Genomic DNA, 17,852 nt, shown 5'->3' on the forward strand with positions numbered 1-17,852 from the left:
AAACCAAAGTGACTGAGCTAACGGCCCATCTTTGTTTTGCCGTCGGTAATGCAAAGTTGAATCAGATACCTGACAAGAATCTAATAAGAGATGAGTAAACTGAGTATAGAATTAATTAGTTTTAAACTATCAGGTAGATATTGAAGAGGAGAAATCAAGAAATGGTGGGTCGTGAAGGGTTCGAACCTTCGACCAATGGGTTAATAGCCAACTGCAGTCGTTGATTTAAACCAAAGTGACTGAGCTAACGACCCATCTTAGTTTTGCAGTCATCAATGCACAGTTGAATCATATACCTGACAAGAACCTAATAGGAGATGAGTAAACTGAATATAGAATTAATTAGTTTTGAACTATCACGTAGATATTGAAGAGAAGAAATCAAGGAGTGGTGGGTCGTGAAGGATTCGAACCTTCGACCAATTGGTTAAAAGCCAACTGCTCTACCGACTGAGCTAACGACCCATCTTGGTTTTATAAGCTTTATCGCTTACTGGAACAAAAGCCAACTGTCTATGTTTCAAGACCGACTGAGCTAACGACCCATCTGGTAAATCTGATATAACGTTTAAATTCTTTAACCACGATTTAAAAAGTGGTGGGTCGTGAAGGATTCGAACCTTCGACCAATTGGTTAAAAGCCAACTGCTCTACCGACTGAGCTAACGACCCATCTTGGTTTTATAAGCTTTATCGCTTACTGGAACAAAAGCCAACTGTCTCTGTTTCAAGACCCGCTGAGCTAACGACCCATCTGGTAAATCTGATATAACGTTTAAATTCTTTAACCACGATTTAAAAGTGGTGGGTCGTGAAGGATTCGAACCTTCGACCAATTGGTTAAAAGCCAACTGCTCTACCGACTGAGCTAACGACCCATCTTGGTTTTATAAGCTTTATCGCTTACTGGAACAAAAGCCAACTGTCTCTGTTTCAAGACCCGCTAAGCTAACGACCCATCTGATATAACGTTTAAATTCTTTAACCACGATTTAAAAGTGGTGGGTCGTGAAGGATTCGAACCTTCGACCAATTGGTTAAAAGCCAACTGCTCTACCGACTGAGCTAACGACCCATCTTGGTTTTATAAGCTTTATCACTTACTGGAACAAAAGCCAACTGTCTATGTTTCAAGACCCGCTGAGCTAACGACCCATCTTGGTTTTTATAAGCTTTATCGCTTACTGGAACAAAAGCCAACTGTCTATGTTTCAAGACCCGCTGAGCTAACGACCCATCTGGTAAATCTGATGTAACGTTTAAATTCTTTAACCACGATTTAAAAAAGTGGTGGGTCGTGAAGGATTCGAACCTTCGACCAATTGGTTAAAAGCCAACTGCTCTACCGACTGAGCTAACGACCCATCTTGGTTTTATAAGCTTTATCGCTTACTGGAACAAAAGCCAACTGTCTATGTTTCAAGACCCGCTGAGCTAACGACCCATCTGGTAAATCTAATATTACGTTTAAATTCTTTAACCACGATTTAAAAAGTGGTGGGTCGTGAAGGATTCGAACCTTCGACCAATTGGTTAAAAGCCAACTGCTCTACCGACTGAGCTAACGACCCATCTTGGTTTTATAAGCTTTATCGCTTACTGGAACAAAAGCCAACTGTCTCTGTTTCAAGACCCGCTGAACTAACGACCCATCTTATTTTTTATAAGCTTTACTGCTCACTGGAACAAAAGCCAACTGTCTATGTTTCAAGACCCGCTGAGCTAGCGACCCATTTGGTAAGTTTGAAAACTTTAATCACTAGTGATGCAGAAACTACATTGAGATGATTAACGCTTTTAAACCCCTCAGAAGGCTATGCCGTTCTGAGGGCGCCTATAATACCTTTTTCAATTTCTCATGCAAGCGCAAATTTATAATTTCTTGTTGTTTGCATGAAAAACAGACTAAGAGGCTGTTTTTTGGCTTAATTAACCTTTCAATGCTGATAATTGCTGCTGTGCAAGGCGCGCAGAGGCACTGTCGGCATATTCTTTGAGTACTTTGTTATAAAGCGCTCTCGCACCAGCCGAGTCATTTTCTTTCTCAGCAATCATGCCGAGTTTAACCAAACTATCGCCACGCTTGTTAGAATCTGTAAACTTGCTTACAACAGTGCTAAAGGCTTGTTTAGCTGCAGTATTATCACCTTTATTATATAACAATTGCCCTAACCAATAATTGGCATTGGCTGCGTAGCTAGAATCTGGGTATTGAGTAATAAAGTCACGAAATGCAGGGATAGCATCGTCATATTTACGCTCTTTCAACACTAAGTTGACCGCAGCTTCGTAGCTACCGGTTTCACCTAACGTTGAACTTGCCGCTGCAACGGTAGTTGGGTCAACTTGAGTTGCTGTTGGCGCGGCAGGTGTCGATGACTTAACAGTAAGATTAGCAATTTCCTCATACAGTTGACGCTGACGCTGCAACATTTGATTCATTTGATAATTTTGTTGCTCAGTAATGCCACGTAAATCCAACACTTCATTTTGTAATGCATCCATACGGCGCTGCATGTCAAATTCAACTTGTTGCTTGGCTTTAATAATACGCTCTAGTTTTGCAATTCGATCATCATTCGAACCACCAGACACATCTGACACAGGGGCTGGGGCTGCAAAAGCACTTGCAGTAGTAAAGAACATAGCCGCAACTAAAATGGCTCGTTTCATTTTGTCCACTCCTAAAAAAGGCCAACCGCTGGCAGTTGGCCTTACATTTTTAACGCTTAGTAAACTAACACGCCACGACGGTTTAAACCGAAACCAGTGTCTGTGCGAGAATAATCTAATGGTTTCTCTTCACCATAGCTTACGATACTCATTTGGCTAGGTTGTACACCCATACCTTGTAAGTACTTAGCAATCGCTTTCGCACGACGTTCGCCTAGTGCAATGTTGTACTCAGGCGTACCACGTTCGTCAGCATGACCTTCAATCAATACGCGAACATTTGGGTTTTCTACTAAATAGTTACCGTGAGCTTGAAGAATTTCAGCGTTTTCGCTTTGAACTTCACTGCGGTCAAAATCAAAGTAAATAATGTTTTGACGACGTAATTCTTGTTCTTTTAAACGCTGCTGTTCAACCGGGCTTAACACTGCGCCAGCACCACCAGTTTCAATACCACCAGTACCATATTCACTACCAGTACCACTCATAGAACCGCTAGCGTCTGTTTCAGAGTCTGAAGTTGAGCTACAGGCACCCAGTGCCATGAGCGGAACTGCAACCAGCATAGCTTTAAACAACTTATTCAGATCCATTTTAAATCCTTATCAATATCTATTTAGAGAAACGGAGACCATGCTGGTGATTTCACCTCGCCCTGGCCGACAGGCAATCTTGCTTTAAATCTGCCGTCCATAGAAACAGCAGCTAATACTTGTTTACCTTGATGGGTTGTACCATAGATAACCATAGTGCCATTGGGAGCGACACTTGGCGATTCATCAAGCTGAGTTGATGAAAGCACCTGCATAAAGCGTGTCGCTAAATCCATTCTAGCAATGTGGAACTTACCATTAGTACGGTTTACAAAAATCATACTACGACCGTCAGGAGTAATTGAACCACCAAGGTTCCATTCGCCTTCAAATGTCATACGAGAGACTTTTTTTGTATCTAAACTCACGCGATATAACTGTGGTCGACCACCACGCTCAGAGGTGAATAACAATGATTTACCATCTGGGAACCATGAAGGCTCAGTATCAATCGCATAATGATCTGTGATGCGTTGTGAACTTTTAGTCGCAATATCGACCACATAAACTTCAGGCTGACCGTCTTTAGATAGCGTGATGGCTAACTTTTTGCCATCAGGAGAAAATGACGGAGCACCATTAATCCCATTGAAACTACTCACCATAGTACGCGTTTGACTGTAGATGTCTTGTACAAAAATTTCAGCTTTTCTGTTCTCAAAACTCACATATGCTAAACGACGACCGTCAGGTGACCATGTTGGTGACATTAATGGTTCTGGCGAACGTAATAACATTTGCTCATTGTAACCGTCATAATCGGCAATCATCAAATGATAAGGCGATTTTTGACCTTGCTTAACAACAACATAAGCAATGCGAGTTAAAAATGCACCACGAATCCCCGTCAACTTTTCGTAGACGATATCGCTAATTCGGTGACCGTATTGTCTAAATTGATTAGCACTTATGACCGTTTCACGGCTTTCGAGTAGAAGCTCACTGTTATTGACAGGGCCTTTAGTGATCACATTTTGCGCTTTCACTAAATCAATCAGTTCAAAGCTAACTAAATACTGATCTGTCCCATAAGGCTTTACAGAACCCACAACAACCGCTTCCGCTTCGACATTAGCCCAATTTTGCGCAGCAAAACCGTTTACTGATGACAAACTCGTTTGTGGCAATGCTCTTACATCTAACGACTTAAATGTGCCGCTGCGAGCAAGATCCGATGTCACTACATCAGAAATAGACGCAGGAGCAGGCCCTTGCCCTTGCCAAACAAAAGGCACTACAGCAATGGGTCTTGCGGCATCCACACCTTCTGTAATCACAATATCTAACGCTGCGCGAGCAGGTGCCGTTAACACAATAAGTACCAGTGTTAACCATTTAGCCAAATTCTTCATGCGACTCCTTTTACTCAATTCCATCACTTATTACGTTTGATACTAATTAAATTCCGGTGAAACCGTTAAATTAATTTCTTTTAATTGTTGATAAACAGCAGGTTCCGGTGAAACAGGTAAGCGCCCCGCTTTATTTATCGACACTTTTGCCGCGCGGCAAACCACTTGGTCACCTTCTAATGTCTGCGCCGTGGTCACAAACCCGTCTGGTGCTAAGCGAATAAAAACTCGACAACTTTTACCACGCATTGATTCATCAACCACTAAGTTACGTTGAATCGTGGCAATAATCATTGCTTTATATTTATCAACTTCAGACAACACTTGTCTATTACGTGTTTTTGACAACGAGTCTTGTTCTGCAGCCATTGCCTCGGCCATTTCACGTTCTTGACGTGCTTTGGTTTCAGCGGCTTGGCGTTTTTTCTCCGCTTCTTCGCGTAGTTTACGCTCGGCTTCCTCTTTACGCTTACGCTCATCTTCTGCACGTTGGCGATCTTCTTGTGCTTTCTTAGCCGCTGCTTCTTCTTGCTTACGTTTTTCAGCTGCTTGCTTGGCGGCTTCTTCAGACGCTTTTTGTTCTCGCTCTTTTTGCTTACGCACTTCTTCAGCTTTTAAAGCACGCTCTTTCTCTTGTTGCTGCTTAACCTGAGCGGCTTTAGCAGCGTCATTCGCTTTTTGAGTTTCAGCTTCTTTCTGTTTGCGCTGGATCTCTAATGTTTTAATCTTTTCTTGCTCACGCTCACGTTCACGCTTTGCTTCTAAAGCTTTACGTTCGAGTTCTGCCTGGCGAGTTTTTTCTTGCTGTAGTGCATCTTGCTTTTGTTTCTTTAATTGCTCAACTCGTTCACTCACTTTTTGCTGATCAATCACAATAGCTTGAACGGCAGGTGCGCTAGCGGCCGTTTGCATGTGTTTGGGCTTATCATCAAAACTAATACCTAAGGCAAGAATGACGATAACTCCGATATGAATACCAGCAGAAATAGAAACGGGTACGGTTAAATCTGATTTTCCAGACACCTATTTCTCCTTCGGTGAATCGGTCATAAGCCCTACAGCAGGAACACCAGCACTTTGCAGACTTATCATTAATTGGATCACGCTTTCATATGGAATAGAGCGTTCCGCTTTTACCACTACCGGCCTTTGCGGCTCAAGCGCAATGAGCGCGCCAACTTCGGTAGACACCTGTTCTAAATCCATCGCGACAGAGTTTGAGCTACTGCCCACGTTTAAAAAGTACTCGCCGGCAGCATCAATAGAAGCAACTATGGGCGGCTTGCTGTCTGGTGGCAGGGTTTCTGCATTGCCTTGCGGCAACTCTACTTTGACACCTTGCGATACGATTGGCGCTGTAACCATAAAAATAATTAACAACACCAACATCACGTCGATGTAAGGCACCACGTTGATTTCTGCAACCGGACGACGACGTTTACGTTGATACATTAAACAGCTTCCTTCTCGCTATACGCTTGACGTTGCAATATGTTTGAGAATTCTTCCATAAAGTTGGCATATGAGCTCTCAAGCTTTTCAACTTGAGTCGTGAATCTGTTGTAACCAATAACGGCAGGAATTGCCGCAAACAAACCCATTGCGGTGGCAATTAGTGCCTCAGCAATACCTGGTGCAACCATTGCTAACGTTGCGTTTTCAACCGCGCCGAGTGCAATAAACGAATTCATGATCCCCCACACCGTTCCAAATAAACCAATATATGGGCTGGTTGAGCCAATGGTGGCCAATAAAGGTAAATGATGTTCTAATTTTTCCATCTCACGCGACAAGCTCACACGCATAGCACGTGATGTTCCGTCCATCACCGCTTCTGGTGATTTACTGTTGACTTTACTGAGACGGGTATATTCTTTAAACCCAACAACAAACATCGCCTCTAAGCCTGATATTGTATTACCACGGGCAATAAGTTCTTTATAAAGACGGTTTAAATCAACACCAGACCAAAAGGTATCTTCAAAGCGTAATGCTTTGACTCTTGCCGAGCTGAGCAATTTGTTGCGTTGGATGATCACGGCCCAAGAGGCAATCGATAATGCCAACAAGGTCAACATGACCAATTTTACCAACACACTGGCTTCTAAAAACAAACCAATAAATGAAATTTCAGCGTGCACTGTCAAACTCCTGAACAATATTTAGGGGAATAGCGCGGGGACGCATTCGTGACAAAGATATACACGCGACAACAACTGTCGCTTCACAATAGCAATCACCTTGATGATCAACTAAGCGTTGGTGAAACACCAAAGACGCTTTTTTTAATTCAACGACTTTGGATTCAACCAATAAGTCTTGCTCAAATTTTGCTGCTTTACGAAAATCGATATCGACATGTTTAACGACAAAAGCAATATCTTCCGCCAGCAGTTTCGCTTGGCGAACACCCATCGTTTTTAACCATTGCGTCCGTGCCCTTTCAAAAAAATTCAAGTAGTTTGAATGGTACACAACACCACCGGCATCAGTATCTTCATAGTAAATTGATATAGGCCAAACAAACATAATCAGAACACGAATTCTTAACAGACAAAAGTTGGCTTACTATACCGAGTAGCTGCACGCTTGTGAATCATGCCTAAGAGGAAAAAAGGACTTTATTTTGCTCAAAATGCGCTAAAACACATGAAAAACCTCAGGAACGGTAATAGATGAAGCTTTATTAATGTATTTACCCAAATCATTAACAAAAGTTTACACAAAAAAGTACGATTAAACCTCATGTTATACTCAATAACTCAGTAACAATATTTGAGTGTAATTGCCATTTTTAACATCGATTGGGTTAGAAGGCGACATGAGACAATTCATTCAACATCGTAATGACCAATCAGCTACTAAACCCCTCATTTTCTTTATCGCGTGAATGACAATCAACCTCAGCTAATCGTATAGCAACAATTTAACCGACCACAATAGATAAACCTGCAGTGCTAACAACAATGCATCAGTGAGACGTTAGTCAATTTTATCCAATTCTTTATAGAGCAGCACTACAAATATATCGGCTTTTTAGGGGGTATTTTAAATAAAATAGCGCAACCACAAATGGCTAACCCAGCAATTGTTAAATATTATCACTAACCCCAATTTATTAATCCGACTAATTATGCACAAGATGTGTATAACAATCTAATAAACCCCTATAACAAGCGATTAAGCATGATTTACTAAATTGCCACCCCACTACAACCATTAGTTTTACTAATGATAAGTCATAATTTTTCTAGTTTGCTGAATCCACTTTTTAATTCTACTATAGCCTTGTTTTCAGGACACATCCGATTCAGATGTTGAAAACCAAGAACTCCAAACTGATGTAACCCAATACCTCAGTTTACCCTAGTTCTTATGCTTGACTTCCTTCCTTAAATTTGTTGATTGCAAATTATTTAGCCCACTTGGATTAAGTGGGTTTTTTTTGTCTTTTTTTTATCAACTCTCCTTTAAAACCTTGAACGACAGACAAAATAAAACCCAAGCAGTAAGCCGCTTGGGTTTATATATATCACTTTGGTATCTGCCGTTAAGCGTAGTTATATTGGTTTCGTTATCTTAATCACCACACGGCGGTTTATTTGGCGCTCTTGCTCTAGATCATTGGCCGCCACATGGCGTTTCTCACCATGACCTTCGGTGTGAATACGCTCTTGAGGAATGCCACTGGCAATAAGAATATCTTTAACGGAGTCAGCACGCTTATCTGACACCCTTTGGTTTATCGATCGGCCACCATAACTATCTGTGTAAGCATCAATCAAGACAAGTTCTACCTCAGGGTCGAATGACAAGTAACGTTGTACTTTTTGCAATTGCATTTTTGAGAAGCGAGTTAATTCCACACCACCCTCTTGGTAATTGAGTACCGTAAACGCAATATCATCAAAACTGTAGGGTAATAAGTTTGCTAAACAAGAACGAAACTCACGATATTTGCCACCAAAATTGGCCGATGACAGTCCCACCGCAATTTTAGAACTAGGGTTATACCAATCGGCATAATAAAATGTCGGCTCCATACCCTGGCTTAACTCTGTCAACATTGACCACGCAGCTTTTTTGGGCACTTCTCCATTAAATTGCTTCTGGTAAGCTAATTGAGTAATTTCTTTAGAGTTATGCCCAGGTCGCCAACTAGGCGCTCGACTGATTAGCGTTGCATTGGTCACTGAATCAGGCTTTAACCACATATCTAAAGTAAATTGTAAATTGAGTTCTTTACCTGCAATACTGGTAAACACGGCGCGACCGTAATCAGGAATGTCATGCTCTAAACGACATTCGATTGGGTTATTTTCACCCACACGCCACGCTGAGTTTTCAAGAGACGCAACATAATGTCTCAAATCGGCATGAGCCGTTGAGCAAAGACACAAACTTGTGAGTACCATCAGTTTTCGCCACATAAAAACACCCTTTATATCGATTACATAGTAACTATCGGCCTGCTTAAGGGTTTCTTTAGCAAACAATTATGTTTAATCGCCGATAAAAAACACAATCAAACATGACACTGCGCGTCAGTTTGCGCATAATACTCGGCTTATATCATTTGCTCTGAAAATGATATCAATTGAGGATAAAGACTGTAATGACTGATATTTGTGACGCTAACAAGTTTAAACACCGCTTTCGTGGTTATTTCCCTGTGGTTATTGATGTTGAAACCGCAGGTTTTAACGCCAAAACCGATGCGTTGCTCGAAATTGCTGTCACAATGTTGAAAATGAACAGTGATGGGGTTATTGAACTCGACAAAACCTTACATTTTCATATTGAGCCTTTTGAAGGTGCAAACCTAGAACCCGAAGCCTTGGCATTCAACGGTATCGACCCAACTAACCCGCTTCGGGGTGCCGTTGATGAAAAAGTCGCTTTTTTAGAGATATTTAAAGAAGTCAAAAAAGCCCAGAAAGCCGCTGATTGCCATCGCAGTATTATCGTGGCTCACAACGCTGCATTTGATTTGGGTTTTGTGAATCAAGCCATTGAGCGTAATAATTTAAAACGTTCACCGTTTCATCCATTTGCAAGCTTTGACACTGCGACACTCGCAGGCTTAGCGATTGGCCATACAGTACTGGCTAAAGCTTGTAAGATGGCGGGTATTGATTTTGATAATATAGAAGCCCACTCAGCCCTTTATGATACTGAACGTACTGCAGAGTTATTTTGTCATATCGTTAATCGTTGGAAAGCGCTTGGTGGCTGGCCACTTATCAGTGCTGATGCTGAAAATACTGAGACAGAGTAAAACAACCTAAGCTCAAGATAAATATCTACACCAACCTATTTTTAAATGGGCATCCATCGATTACAGCCAATATCTATTACGACCTGTATTAAAATGATTAGAATTGAAACACACACCCAATAAAAAAGCTGCCGAAGCAGCTTTTTTTATTGGCTACACTCTTAGCATTACAGCTTTGCAGAGTTATCTTTTAAGTATGCAGCAACACCTTCAGTGCTTGCAGTCATACCTTCTTCGCCTTTTGACCAGCCTGCTGGACAAACTTCACCGTGCTCTTCATGGAATTGAAGCGCGTCGATCATACGGATCATTTCATCAACGTTACGACCTAATGGTAAATCGTTAATCACTTGGTGACGTACTTGGCCTTCTTTATCTACTAAGAAAGAACCACGGAAAGCAACACCGGCTTCTGGATGCTCAACATCGTACGCTTTACAGATTTCATGCTTCACGTCAGCAACTAGGGTGTATTTAACTTGGCCAATACCACCTTTGTCTACTGGGGTGTTACGCCATGCGTTATGAGTAAACTGTGAATCAATAGAAACACCAATCACTTCTACGCCACGCTTAGTGAACTCTTCCATGCGGTGATCAAAAGCAATAAGCTCTGATGGGCATACAAAAGTAAAATCAAGTGGATAGAAGAAAATAACCGCTGGCTTACCTTTAATTGCGGTAGCTAGGTTAAATGTGTCAACAATTTCACCAGAACCAAGAACGGCTGCGGCTGTAAAATCTGGGGCTGGACGGCCTACTAATACGCTCATTATCAATCTCCATTTAATGGCTTTTTACATGCTACAAAGGCACAAAGATTCTTTCATAGTCATCCATTACTCGAACATTCATACCTTTGGTACTTATTCAGTCATATACCATACAGTTAATTTCACAGACTTATAAGCTATTTCATCTGAAAATAGTTTACCTGCTGAAAAATAAAACATGCAGAGTCACTAATGTAATAGTGCCGTGTGACAAAATCATTATCAAGCGCTTTAAAATCTATGTAGACCTATTAATACACAAGTGCGACTGTTTATTTATAGGGCGCAATTTTAACCATTCATTGTTGACTCATTTGTATTAAAAACATTCAGTCACTCAGGTAAAACCTGCACCAACGATTAAAAATTTCATCTGCGCTGGACAAATACTATTGAGCAGTCAAAAATAGCGGTCTCATTTACTTTAAAGAATTACGATTATGAATGCGGTTGTTATCGCGGTTTGCTTAATGCTGTTTTTAAGCTTTATTCGCATCAATGTGGTGGTAACATTAACCATCAGTGCAGTTGTTGCGGGTTTAATCGGTGGATTAGATATTCATCAAACCATTGCAGCCTTTAATGATGGTTTAGGGGGCGGTGCACAAATCGCGTTAAGTTACGCATTATTAGGTGCTTTTGCTGCCGCACTGTCACACTCAGGTTTAACGACGTTAATCTCGTATTCAATTATTAAAAAACTGGGTAAAGAGCCTAATAATAACAATACCCAAATGGTACGTTGGCTATTATTGGTGGCGATTTTAGCGATGGCGGTGTCTTCACAAAATATTTTACCGATCCATATCGCTTTTATACCTATTCTCATTCCACCGTTATTGCATGTAATTTCTAAACTCAATATCGACCGTCGTCTTATTGCGTGTATTTTAACCTTTGGTTTGGTCACTACTTACATGATTTTACCAATAGGTTTTGGTGGTATTTTCTTAAACGATATCTTGTTGGCTAACTTAAATACCAACGGCTTAAATGCTGTCAACTCGCAGATCCCCCAAGCCATGCTACTCCCGGCATTAGGTATGGTTTGTGGGTTATTAACGGCCATATTTATTAGCTACCGTAAACCAAGACAATACATGATTGAGCAGCCGGTGATGAGTGACACACAAACACCGGTTATTAACCGCAAAAGTATCATCATTTCAATATCGGCCATTGTGGTGACCTTAATTGTTCAACTGCAAACCGACTCAATGATTTTTGGTGCCTTAAGCGGATTTATCATCTTTCGCTTTTCAGGCATTATTAAACAAGACATTAGTAAAGACTTGTTTAATCAAGGTGTTCATATGATGGCTAGCATTGGCTTTATTATGATTGCCGCTGCAGGGTTTGCTGCGGTGGTAAAGTCTACCGGTGAAGTCAGCACCTTAGTGGCATCTTTAGGTGACATTATTGGCGACAATAAAGCTTTAGCAGCACTGTTAATGTTGATTGTGGGTTTGCTGATTACCATGGGCATTGGCTCTTCGTTTTCGACAATTCCGATTATTGCGACCATTTATGTGCCATTAGCGCTCAACTTTGGATTTTCGGTTGCAGCAACCATCGCTTTGGTTGGAACCGCTGCAGCATTGGGTGATGCAGGCTCGCCAGCATCAGACTCGACCTTAGGCCCTACCGCGGGTCTTAATGCCGACGGCCAGCATGATCATATTCGCGACAGTGTTATCCCGACATTTGTGCATTACAACATCCCGTTAATTGTATTTGGCTGGATAGCCGCAATGGTGTTGTAACCATTCACTCATAATCTTAACTCATAAAAAATGGGAGCCAACTGGCTCCCATTTTTTTACGGCATCATAATGGTGCTATTTAGTACCAAATATCTTATCACCGGCATCACCTAAACCTGGTAAAATATAACCTTGTTCGTTAAGGCATTCATCGATTGCTGCGGTGTAAAGCTCAATATCAGGGTGCGCTTCTTCTAACGCTTTAATCCCTTCTGGTGCGGCGACAAGCACCAAGGCTTTAATTGAAGTACAACCGCGCTTTTTCAGTAAATCAATCGTGGCGATCATTGAGCCGCCTGTGGCGAGCATAGGGTCAACCACTAATGCGATACGCTCTTCTACATTACTAACAATTTTTTCAAAGTAAGGTACAGGTTGAAGCGTTTCTTCATCGCGGTAAATACCTACAACAGAAATACGCGCACTAGGGATATGCTCTAATACACCGTCCATCATGCCTAGACCCGCACGTAAAATTGGCACTACAGTGACTTTTTTACCTTTTAGTTGCTCAATACTGACTGGGCCATTCCATCCATCGATGGTCACGGTTTCAGTTTCAAAATCAGCTGTTGCTTCATAGGTTAATAAACTGCCCACTTCTGTGGCCAATTCACGAAATCGTTTGGTGCTGATATCCGCTTCACGCATCAAACCGACTTTATGACGAACCAGTGGATGCTTAACTTCAACGACTTTCATTTCTTTCTCCTAGATTTCCGACTTTTCAGGCAAATTTGACAAATGTTAGTCGATTTACCTCATCTATAAAACATAAAGTTTCAAATTTGCAGTAAATCGTGAGCTAAACCAATAAAAAATAGGCAATTCATCGTTTTCTTTTAAGGATAAAGTAAAAACATGGCTTTCGACCAATGAGACAAACTGATAGAATACTGCCGCATAAAATTCCTAAAACGATGTACCCTAGAGGATCCTCCGTGAGCACTCCTACCCCCCTAAGTTACAAAGACGCCGGCGTTGATATCAATGCAGGTAATGCGTTAGTTAGCAACATTAAATCTGCGGTAAAACGCACTCGCCGTCCAGAAGTTATGGGCAATTTAGGCGGTTTTGGCGCACTCTGCGAATTACCTACTAAATACAAACACCCGGTATTGGTTTCTGGTACTGATGGTGTTGGTACTAAGTTACGTTTAGCCATTGATTACAAAAAGCACGATACCGTTGGTGTTGATTTAGTTGCTATGTGCGTTAATGACTTAATCGTATCTGGTGCAGAACCACTGTTCTTCCTTGACTACTACGCCACTGGCAAACTTGACGTTGACACGGCAACTTCTGTGGTTAATGGTATCGCTGAAGGTTGTTTCCAGTCTGGTTGCGCATTAATTGGTGGCGAAACCGCTGAGATGCCCGGCATGTACGAAGGCGAAGATTACGATCTTGCTGGCTTCTGTGTTGGTGTTGTTGAAAAAGCAGACATCATCGACGGTACTAAAGTGAGTGCTGGTGATGCGCTAATTGCGTTAGGTTCAAGTGGTCCTCACTCAAACGGTTACTCGTTAATTCGTAAAGTGTTAGAAGTTAGCCAAGCAGATCCTAAACAAGATCTTGCGGGTAAGCCATTAATTGACCACTTACTTGAGCCAACAAAAATTTATGTTAAGCCATTATTAAAACTGATTGAACAATCAGAAATCCATGCAATGGCGCATATTACTGGCGGTGGCTTCTGGGAAAACATCCCTCGCGTATTACCTGACAATTGCAAAGCTGTCGTCAAAGGTGATTCTTGGAAATGGCCTGTGGTATTTGACTGGTTAATGCAAAACGGTAACATCGCTCAACATGAAATGTACCTAACCTTTAACTGTGGTGTTGGTATGGTTATCGCGCTGCCTACAGACAAAGTTGACGCGGCATTAGCACTGCTTAAAGCCGAAGGTGAAAACGCATGGTTAATTGGTGAAATTGCGACTCGTCAAGATGACGAAGAGCAAGTGGAGATCATCTAATGAACCAAAGCTGTCGTGTTGTTGTGCTGATTTCTGGCAGTGGCAGTAATCTTCAAGCCATTATTGATGGCTGTGATGATAACGTCAATGCGGATGTGGTCGGAGTGATCAGTAACAAACCGGATGCTTATGGTTTAATCCGCGCTCACCATAGCGAAATTGATACCAGTTGTGTTATCGCTTACAAAAATGAGTCTCGCAGTGAATATGATGCTCGTTTATTGGCAGCAATAGACAAATACCAGCCAGATTTAATTGTACTCGCTGGATTTATGCGTATTTTAACGGATGAGTTTGTCAGCCGTTTTATTGGTAAGATGATCAATATCCATCCATCACTATTACCAAAGTATACCGGGTTAAATACCCATCAGCGTGCCATTGATGCTGGTGATAATGAACACGGTGCCAGTGTGCATTTTGTGATCCCAGAGCTAGACTCAGGCCCAGTGATATTACAGGCCAAAGTCCCTGTTTACCCTGGTGAAGACGCATCTGTACTAGCAGAGCGTGTACACGAGCAGGAACATGCTATATACCCACTGGTGGTAAAATGGTTCAGCTTAGGTCGATTAACAATGACAAATGGCAATGCGCTTTTAGATGGTGAGTTAATTGGTCCTTCAGGCTTTGCGCCAGACTAACTTTAATTAACCAGCACGACTGAAACATAAAAAAACCTCGCCGCGGCGAGGTTTTTTATTACGTCAGGATTAACGTACCGGCAATGTGATATCGGCAAACATTTCGTCAATCAGTTGTTGGTCACGCAGTGCGACCGCCTTTTCGACCACATCACGGGTTAAGTGAGGCGCAAAATGCAGCATAAAGTCATACATGTAACCCCGTAAAAAGCTGCCACGTCTAAAACCAATCTTAGTGGTACTGTGAGCAAATAAATGACTGGCATCAATCGCAACCAAATCGTTATCTACTGCGGGATCAATCGCCATAGAAGCTATCACCCCCACGCCAAGTCCAAGCCTAACATAGGTTTTAAGCACATCTGCACTAGTCGCACTGAACACCACACGTGGGTCTAGGTTCGCACGATTAAATGACTTTTCAATTTCTGAGGCTTTATCAAAACCAAATACATATGTCACTAACGGGTGTTCAGCTAAATCTTCGATGCTGATTGTTGTTCTGCTTGCGAGCGGGTGATCGCGCTTAACCACAATAGAGCGATTCCAGTGATAACAAGGCAGCATAATTAAATCGGTATACAGATGCATGGCTTCTGTCGCAATTGCAAAATCAGCATCACCTCTCGCCGCTTGTTCGCTGATCTGCGACGGAGTACCTTGATGCATATGTAAATTGACTTTAGGATAACGCTTAATAAATTCACGAATGATTTGCGGCAATGCGTAACGCGCTTGTGTATCTGTGGTCGCAATATTCAACTCGCCTTGATTTGGCTTGGTGTACTCTTCAGATACTTTTTTAATACTGTCAACTTTGCTTAATATATCATTTGCTATATCAATAACTTGCTGACCGGCAGGTGTTACATGGGTTAAATGCTTGCCACTTCGACCAAATATTTGGATGCCAAGTTCATCTTCTAGCATACGCACTTGTTTGCTAATACCAGGTTGTGAGGTATAAAGATTTTCAGCGGTCGTAGATACATTAAGATTATGTTTGACGACTTCTGCAATATATCTTAGCTGTTGCAGCTTCATGGTTTTATCCTTGATTGACCGTTAGCTATCCACACAATATCGGAATAGAAAACTTAATCGTTGGGGTTCACCAAAGTAGAACCACTGTTCAACTATGACGAAACGTTATACTTAGTGTGAAATATAATATAAACAGTAATAACGAGCAAGTAAAAAGCCATGTAACAATGCGATATCGATATTAGATAAAAGGTTTAATTGATCTGTTTAATGATTTATCACCAAAACGACTTATTACTCAACGACAGCCGCAATAACATACGCTAAGATATAAAGTACTTTTAAGCCAACTATTTTGGCTGCTTTTACCCTGCTAAATGCTAGGGCCGGTTGATCTTTCAAGGTTATTTTTGCAGCGAATTGTTGGCCATTACTCACATATACAACTGCGCGGCAGAGACTTCGAGGTGTAGTTATTCTACATAAAAAGTCGATAGCGCAGTAAAAATGGCCAACAAACGCTGCCCGAAGGGTTCGGCTAAAAACGTTTTACTCTTTGTTGAAAGGATTTTGCTTAGTTGACTAGGCATCAATCCATTCGCCTCGATTAAAACGTTTTTAACTCGAACAAAATTTAACCAGCAAAGATCAACAGGCCCTCGATAAAATGGAACCTTTATGTCCTTAATTGTAGTATTAATTCTTATTGGTGCACTGCTATTACTCATCATTGGTTTTAGTATTGTCCAACAACAAAAAGAGCGTGCTGAAGCTGAACGCCGTATTGAAGTATCTCGTCAACGTGCCATTATTGACGAAACAGATGCTGTGCTATCTAACACTGGCATGGTACCTTGCTCCAGCCACATCATGTTAGTACTTTACCGCCGAATTCAAGACGCACTAGAACAATCGCTAAGCCATGCTAGTGGTCAATTAAAATCAGACTATGAACGTCGCCTCGGTGATATCAAGGCACAAATCACCACAGTTTCAAATTCACCAAGCCAAGTTCCTGCAGTCGAAAGCTTTCGCTTGCCCGATAACGACAGACAAATCCTTGAATTAGTCAAAACCCTTAAAAAGCTAAAAGCAATATTGCGCGCTGAGCATAATAAAGGAAAAGTTGACCCTACAGTGTTTGCCGAAGAAGAAATGCGTATCGACAATTTGCAGCTACGAATTAACGTTGAGTCGATGATAAGCCGTGCTCGTGCAGCCTGCTTTATGAAACAATATGGCTCGAGCAAACAAATGGTGACCAAAGCATTAAACACCTTACACACCATTAAAGCGCAAACCCCAAACGACCCATTTATTGCCCGTAAAGTTGATGAAGCAAAACAATTACTCGATGAAATTATGGGTGCCCAGCGTCGTGCAGAACCAAATACCCCTGCACCGAAGAAAGAAGGGGATGATATCGACATGCTGTTTCAGCCTAAAAAGAAATGGTAATGGCGTTCACCTCCATCTGTTTGTCATCTAATTAGCCTCGTTAAGAGGCTTTTTTGTACCCTCTGTGTGGCATTCATCGTCTTGCACAGCACTCTTTCACAATCATCATTTGATCATTTCTGTTCAACCACTATAATACTGTTTATTTATAAGGGCTATCCACTTAGCACAACCAACCACTATATATTGTGGTTATCGATCTTTAATTGATTGGTACGTTATCGGCTTAGAACGCACTGCTTGTTCAAGCAGCCTGTAGAATAATAATCCCCGAGAATCTGACTTTCTTCTGTTGAAGCGAAATGTAAACTCATCTAAATAATAATCAAGTTGCTTAGCCTTTACCGCGCCTTGA

The 17,852-nt window shown here is 41.5% G+C and carries 16 protein-coding genes, 7 tRNA genes and 1 pseudogene; 5 read left to right on the plus strand and 19 right to left on the minus strand.

Features of this window, described 5'->3' with window-relative positions; genetic code table 11:
• Positions 1-162 precede the first annotated feature (162 nt).
• From IEY42_RS08525 to IEY42_RS08595, 15 genes are all read right to left on the minus strand, one after another.
• A tRNA-Asn gene (locus tag IEY42_RS08525) sits at positions 163-254 on the minus strand.
• 135 nt (positions 255-389) lie between these two features.
• Positions 390-465, minus strand: a tRNA-Lys gene (locus IEY42_RS08530).
• A 131-nt stretch (positions 466-596) separates the two neighbouring features.
• Positions 597-672 (minus strand) — tRNA-Lys (locus IEY42_RS08535).
• Between the two features lie 130 nt (positions 673-802).
• Positions 803-878: transfer RNA gene (locus IEY42_RS08540), tRNA-Lys, on the minus strand.
• A 121-nt stretch (positions 879-999) separates the two neighbouring features.
• A tRNA-Lys gene (locus tag IEY42_RS08545) sits at positions 1,000-1,075 on the minus strand.
• 213 nt (positions 1,076-1,288) lie between these two features.
• Positions 1,289-1,364, minus strand: a tRNA-Lys gene (locus IEY42_RS08550).
• Between the two features lie 131 nt (positions 1,365-1,495).
• Positions 1,496-1,571: transfer RNA gene (locus IEY42_RS08555), tRNA-Lys, on the minus strand.
• A 358-nt stretch (positions 1,572-1,929) separates the two neighbouring features.
• Complete coding sequence (gene ybgF / locus IEY42_RS08560) at positions 1,930-2,673, minus strand: tol-pal system protein YbgF (RefSeq protein ID WP_188924863.1); 744 nt, start codon at positions 2,671-2,673, stop codon at positions 1,930-1,932.
• Positions 2,674-2,729: 56 nt separating this feature from the next.
• Positions 2,730-3,266 (minus strand): peptidoglycan-associated lipoprotein Pal, encoded by a 537-nt coding sequence (gene pal, locus IEY42_RS08565; RefSeq protein WP_188923264.1) that lies wholly within the window; start codon positions 3,264-3,266, stop codon positions 2,730-2,732.
• 23 nt (positions 3,267-3,289) lie between these two features.
• Complete coding sequence (tolB, locus tag IEY42_RS08570) at positions 3,290-4,618, minus strand: Tol-Pal system beta propeller repeat protein TolB (RefSeq protein ID WP_188923263.1); 1,329 nt, start codon at positions 4,616-4,618, stop codon at positions 3,290-3,292.
• A gap of 42 nt (positions 4,619-4,660) precedes the next feature.
• A complete protein-coding gene (gene tolA / locus IEY42_RS08575) occupies positions 4,661-5,641 on the minus strand; it encodes a cell envelope integrity protein TolA (protein WP_188924864.1) in 981 nt (326 codons plus the stop codon).
• Positions 5,642-6,070, minus strand: coding sequence for a protein TolR (gene tolR, locus IEY42_RS08580; protein ID WP_188924865.1), 429 nt, complete (start codon positions 6,068-6,070; stop codon positions 5,642-5,644). It abuts the gene before it with no gap.
• Entirely contained in the window at positions 6,070-6,759 is a 690-nt protein-coding gene (gene tolQ / locus IEY42_RS08585) for a protein TolQ (protein ID WP_188924866.1), read from the minus strand. Before tolQ ends, tolR begins: the two co-directional genes overlap by 1 nt.
• Positions 6,749-7,150, minus strand: coding sequence for a tol-pal system-associated acyl-CoA thioesterase (gene ybgC, locus IEY42_RS08590; RefSeq protein WP_188924875.1), 402 nt, complete (start codon positions 7,148-7,150; stop codon positions 6,749-6,751). Before ybgC ends, tolQ begins: the two co-directional genes overlap by 11 nt.
• Positions 7,151-8,178: 1,028 nt before the next feature.
• Positions 8,179-9,048, minus strand: a complete 870-nt coding sequence (locus IEY42_RS08595; RefSeq protein ID WP_188924867.1) for a flagellar protein MotY — start codon at positions 9,046-9,048, stop codon at positions 8,179-8,181.
• Between the two features lie 185 nt (positions 9,049-9,233).
• Between IEY42_RS08595 and rnt the strand changes: the two genes are divergently transcribed.
• Complete coding sequence (gene rnt, locus IEY42_RS08600; protein ID WP_188924868.1) at positions 9,234-9,896, plus strand: ribonuclease T; 663 nt, start codon at positions 9,234-9,236, stop codon at positions 9,894-9,896.
• Between the two features lie 167 nt (positions 9,897-10,063).
• On the opposite strand, the gene IEY42_RS08605 is transcribed toward rnt, so the two are convergent.
• Positions 10,064-10,669 carry a peroxiredoxin gene (locus IEY42_RS08605; protein ID WP_188923326.1) on the minus strand — a complete coding sequence of 202 codons (606 nt, stop codon included), beginning with the start codon at positions 10,667-10,669 and terminating at the stop codon, positions 10,064-10,066.
• Between the two features lie 440 nt (positions 10,670-11,109).
• Here IEY42_RS08605 and IEY42_RS08610 point away from each other — a divergent pair, with 440 nt between their 5' ends.
• Positions 11,110-12,432 (plus strand): Na+/H+ antiporter family protein, encoded by a 1,323-nt coding sequence (locus tag IEY42_RS08610; RefSeq protein WP_188924869.1) that lies wholly within the window; start codon positions 11,110-11,112, stop codon positions 12,430-12,432.
• Positions 12,433-12,507: 75 nt separating this feature from the next.
• Here the strand turns inward: IEY42_RS08610 and upp are convergent, their stop codons facing one another.
• The gene (upp, locus tag IEY42_RS08615) at positions 12,508-13,134 is read right to left on the minus strand and encodes a uracil phosphoribosyltransferase (protein WP_188920446.1); all 627 of its coding nucleotides are present in this window, start codon (positions 13,132-13,134) and stop codon (positions 12,508-12,510) included.
• Between the two features lie 239 nt (positions 13,135-13,373).
• On the opposite strand from upp, the gene purM reads away from it, so the two are divergent.
• Positions 13,374-14,411, plus strand: a complete 1,038-nt coding sequence (gene purM, locus IEY42_RS08620; protein ID WP_188924870.1) for a phosphoribosylformylglycinamidine cyclo-ligase — start codon at positions 13,374-13,376, stop codon at positions 14,409-14,411.
• Complete coding sequence (gene purN, locus IEY42_RS08625; RefSeq protein ID WP_188924871.1) at positions 14,411-15,055, plus strand: phosphoribosylglycinamide formyltransferase; 645 nt, start codon at positions 14,411-14,413, stop codon at positions 15,053-15,055. The genes purM and purN overlap by 1 nt, the downstream gene beginning before the upstream one ends.
• Positions 15,056-15,124: 69 nt before the next feature.
• Here the strand turns inward: purN and cysB are convergent, their stop codons facing one another.
• Positions 15,125-16,099 (minus strand): HTH-type transcriptional regulator CysB, encoded by a 975-nt coding sequence (gene cysB, locus IEY42_RS08630; protein ID WP_188920452.1) that lies wholly within the window; start codon positions 16,097-16,099, stop codon positions 15,125-15,127.
• Between the two features lie 618 nt (positions 16,100-16,717).
• Between cysB and IEY42_RS08635 the strand changes: the two genes are divergently transcribed.
• The gene (locus IEY42_RS08635; protein ID WP_188924872.1) at positions 16,718-17,497 is read left to right on the plus strand and encodes a hypothetical protein; all 780 of its coding nucleotides are present in this window, start codon (positions 16,718-16,720) and stop codon (positions 17,495-17,497) included.
• 192 nt (positions 17,498-17,689) lie between these two features.
• Here IEY42_RS08635 and IEY42_RS08640 read toward each other — a convergent pair.
• Positions 17,690-17,852, minus strand: a pseudogene (locus IEY42_RS08640) (IS1595 family transposase); the annotation flags it as partial.

The sequence above is a fragment of the Shewanella algicola genome, assembly GCF_014648035.1.
In the GTDB taxonomy this organism is placed as follows: Bacteria; Pseudomonadota; Gammaproteobacteria; order Enterobacterales; family Shewanellaceae; genus Shewanella; species Shewanella algicola.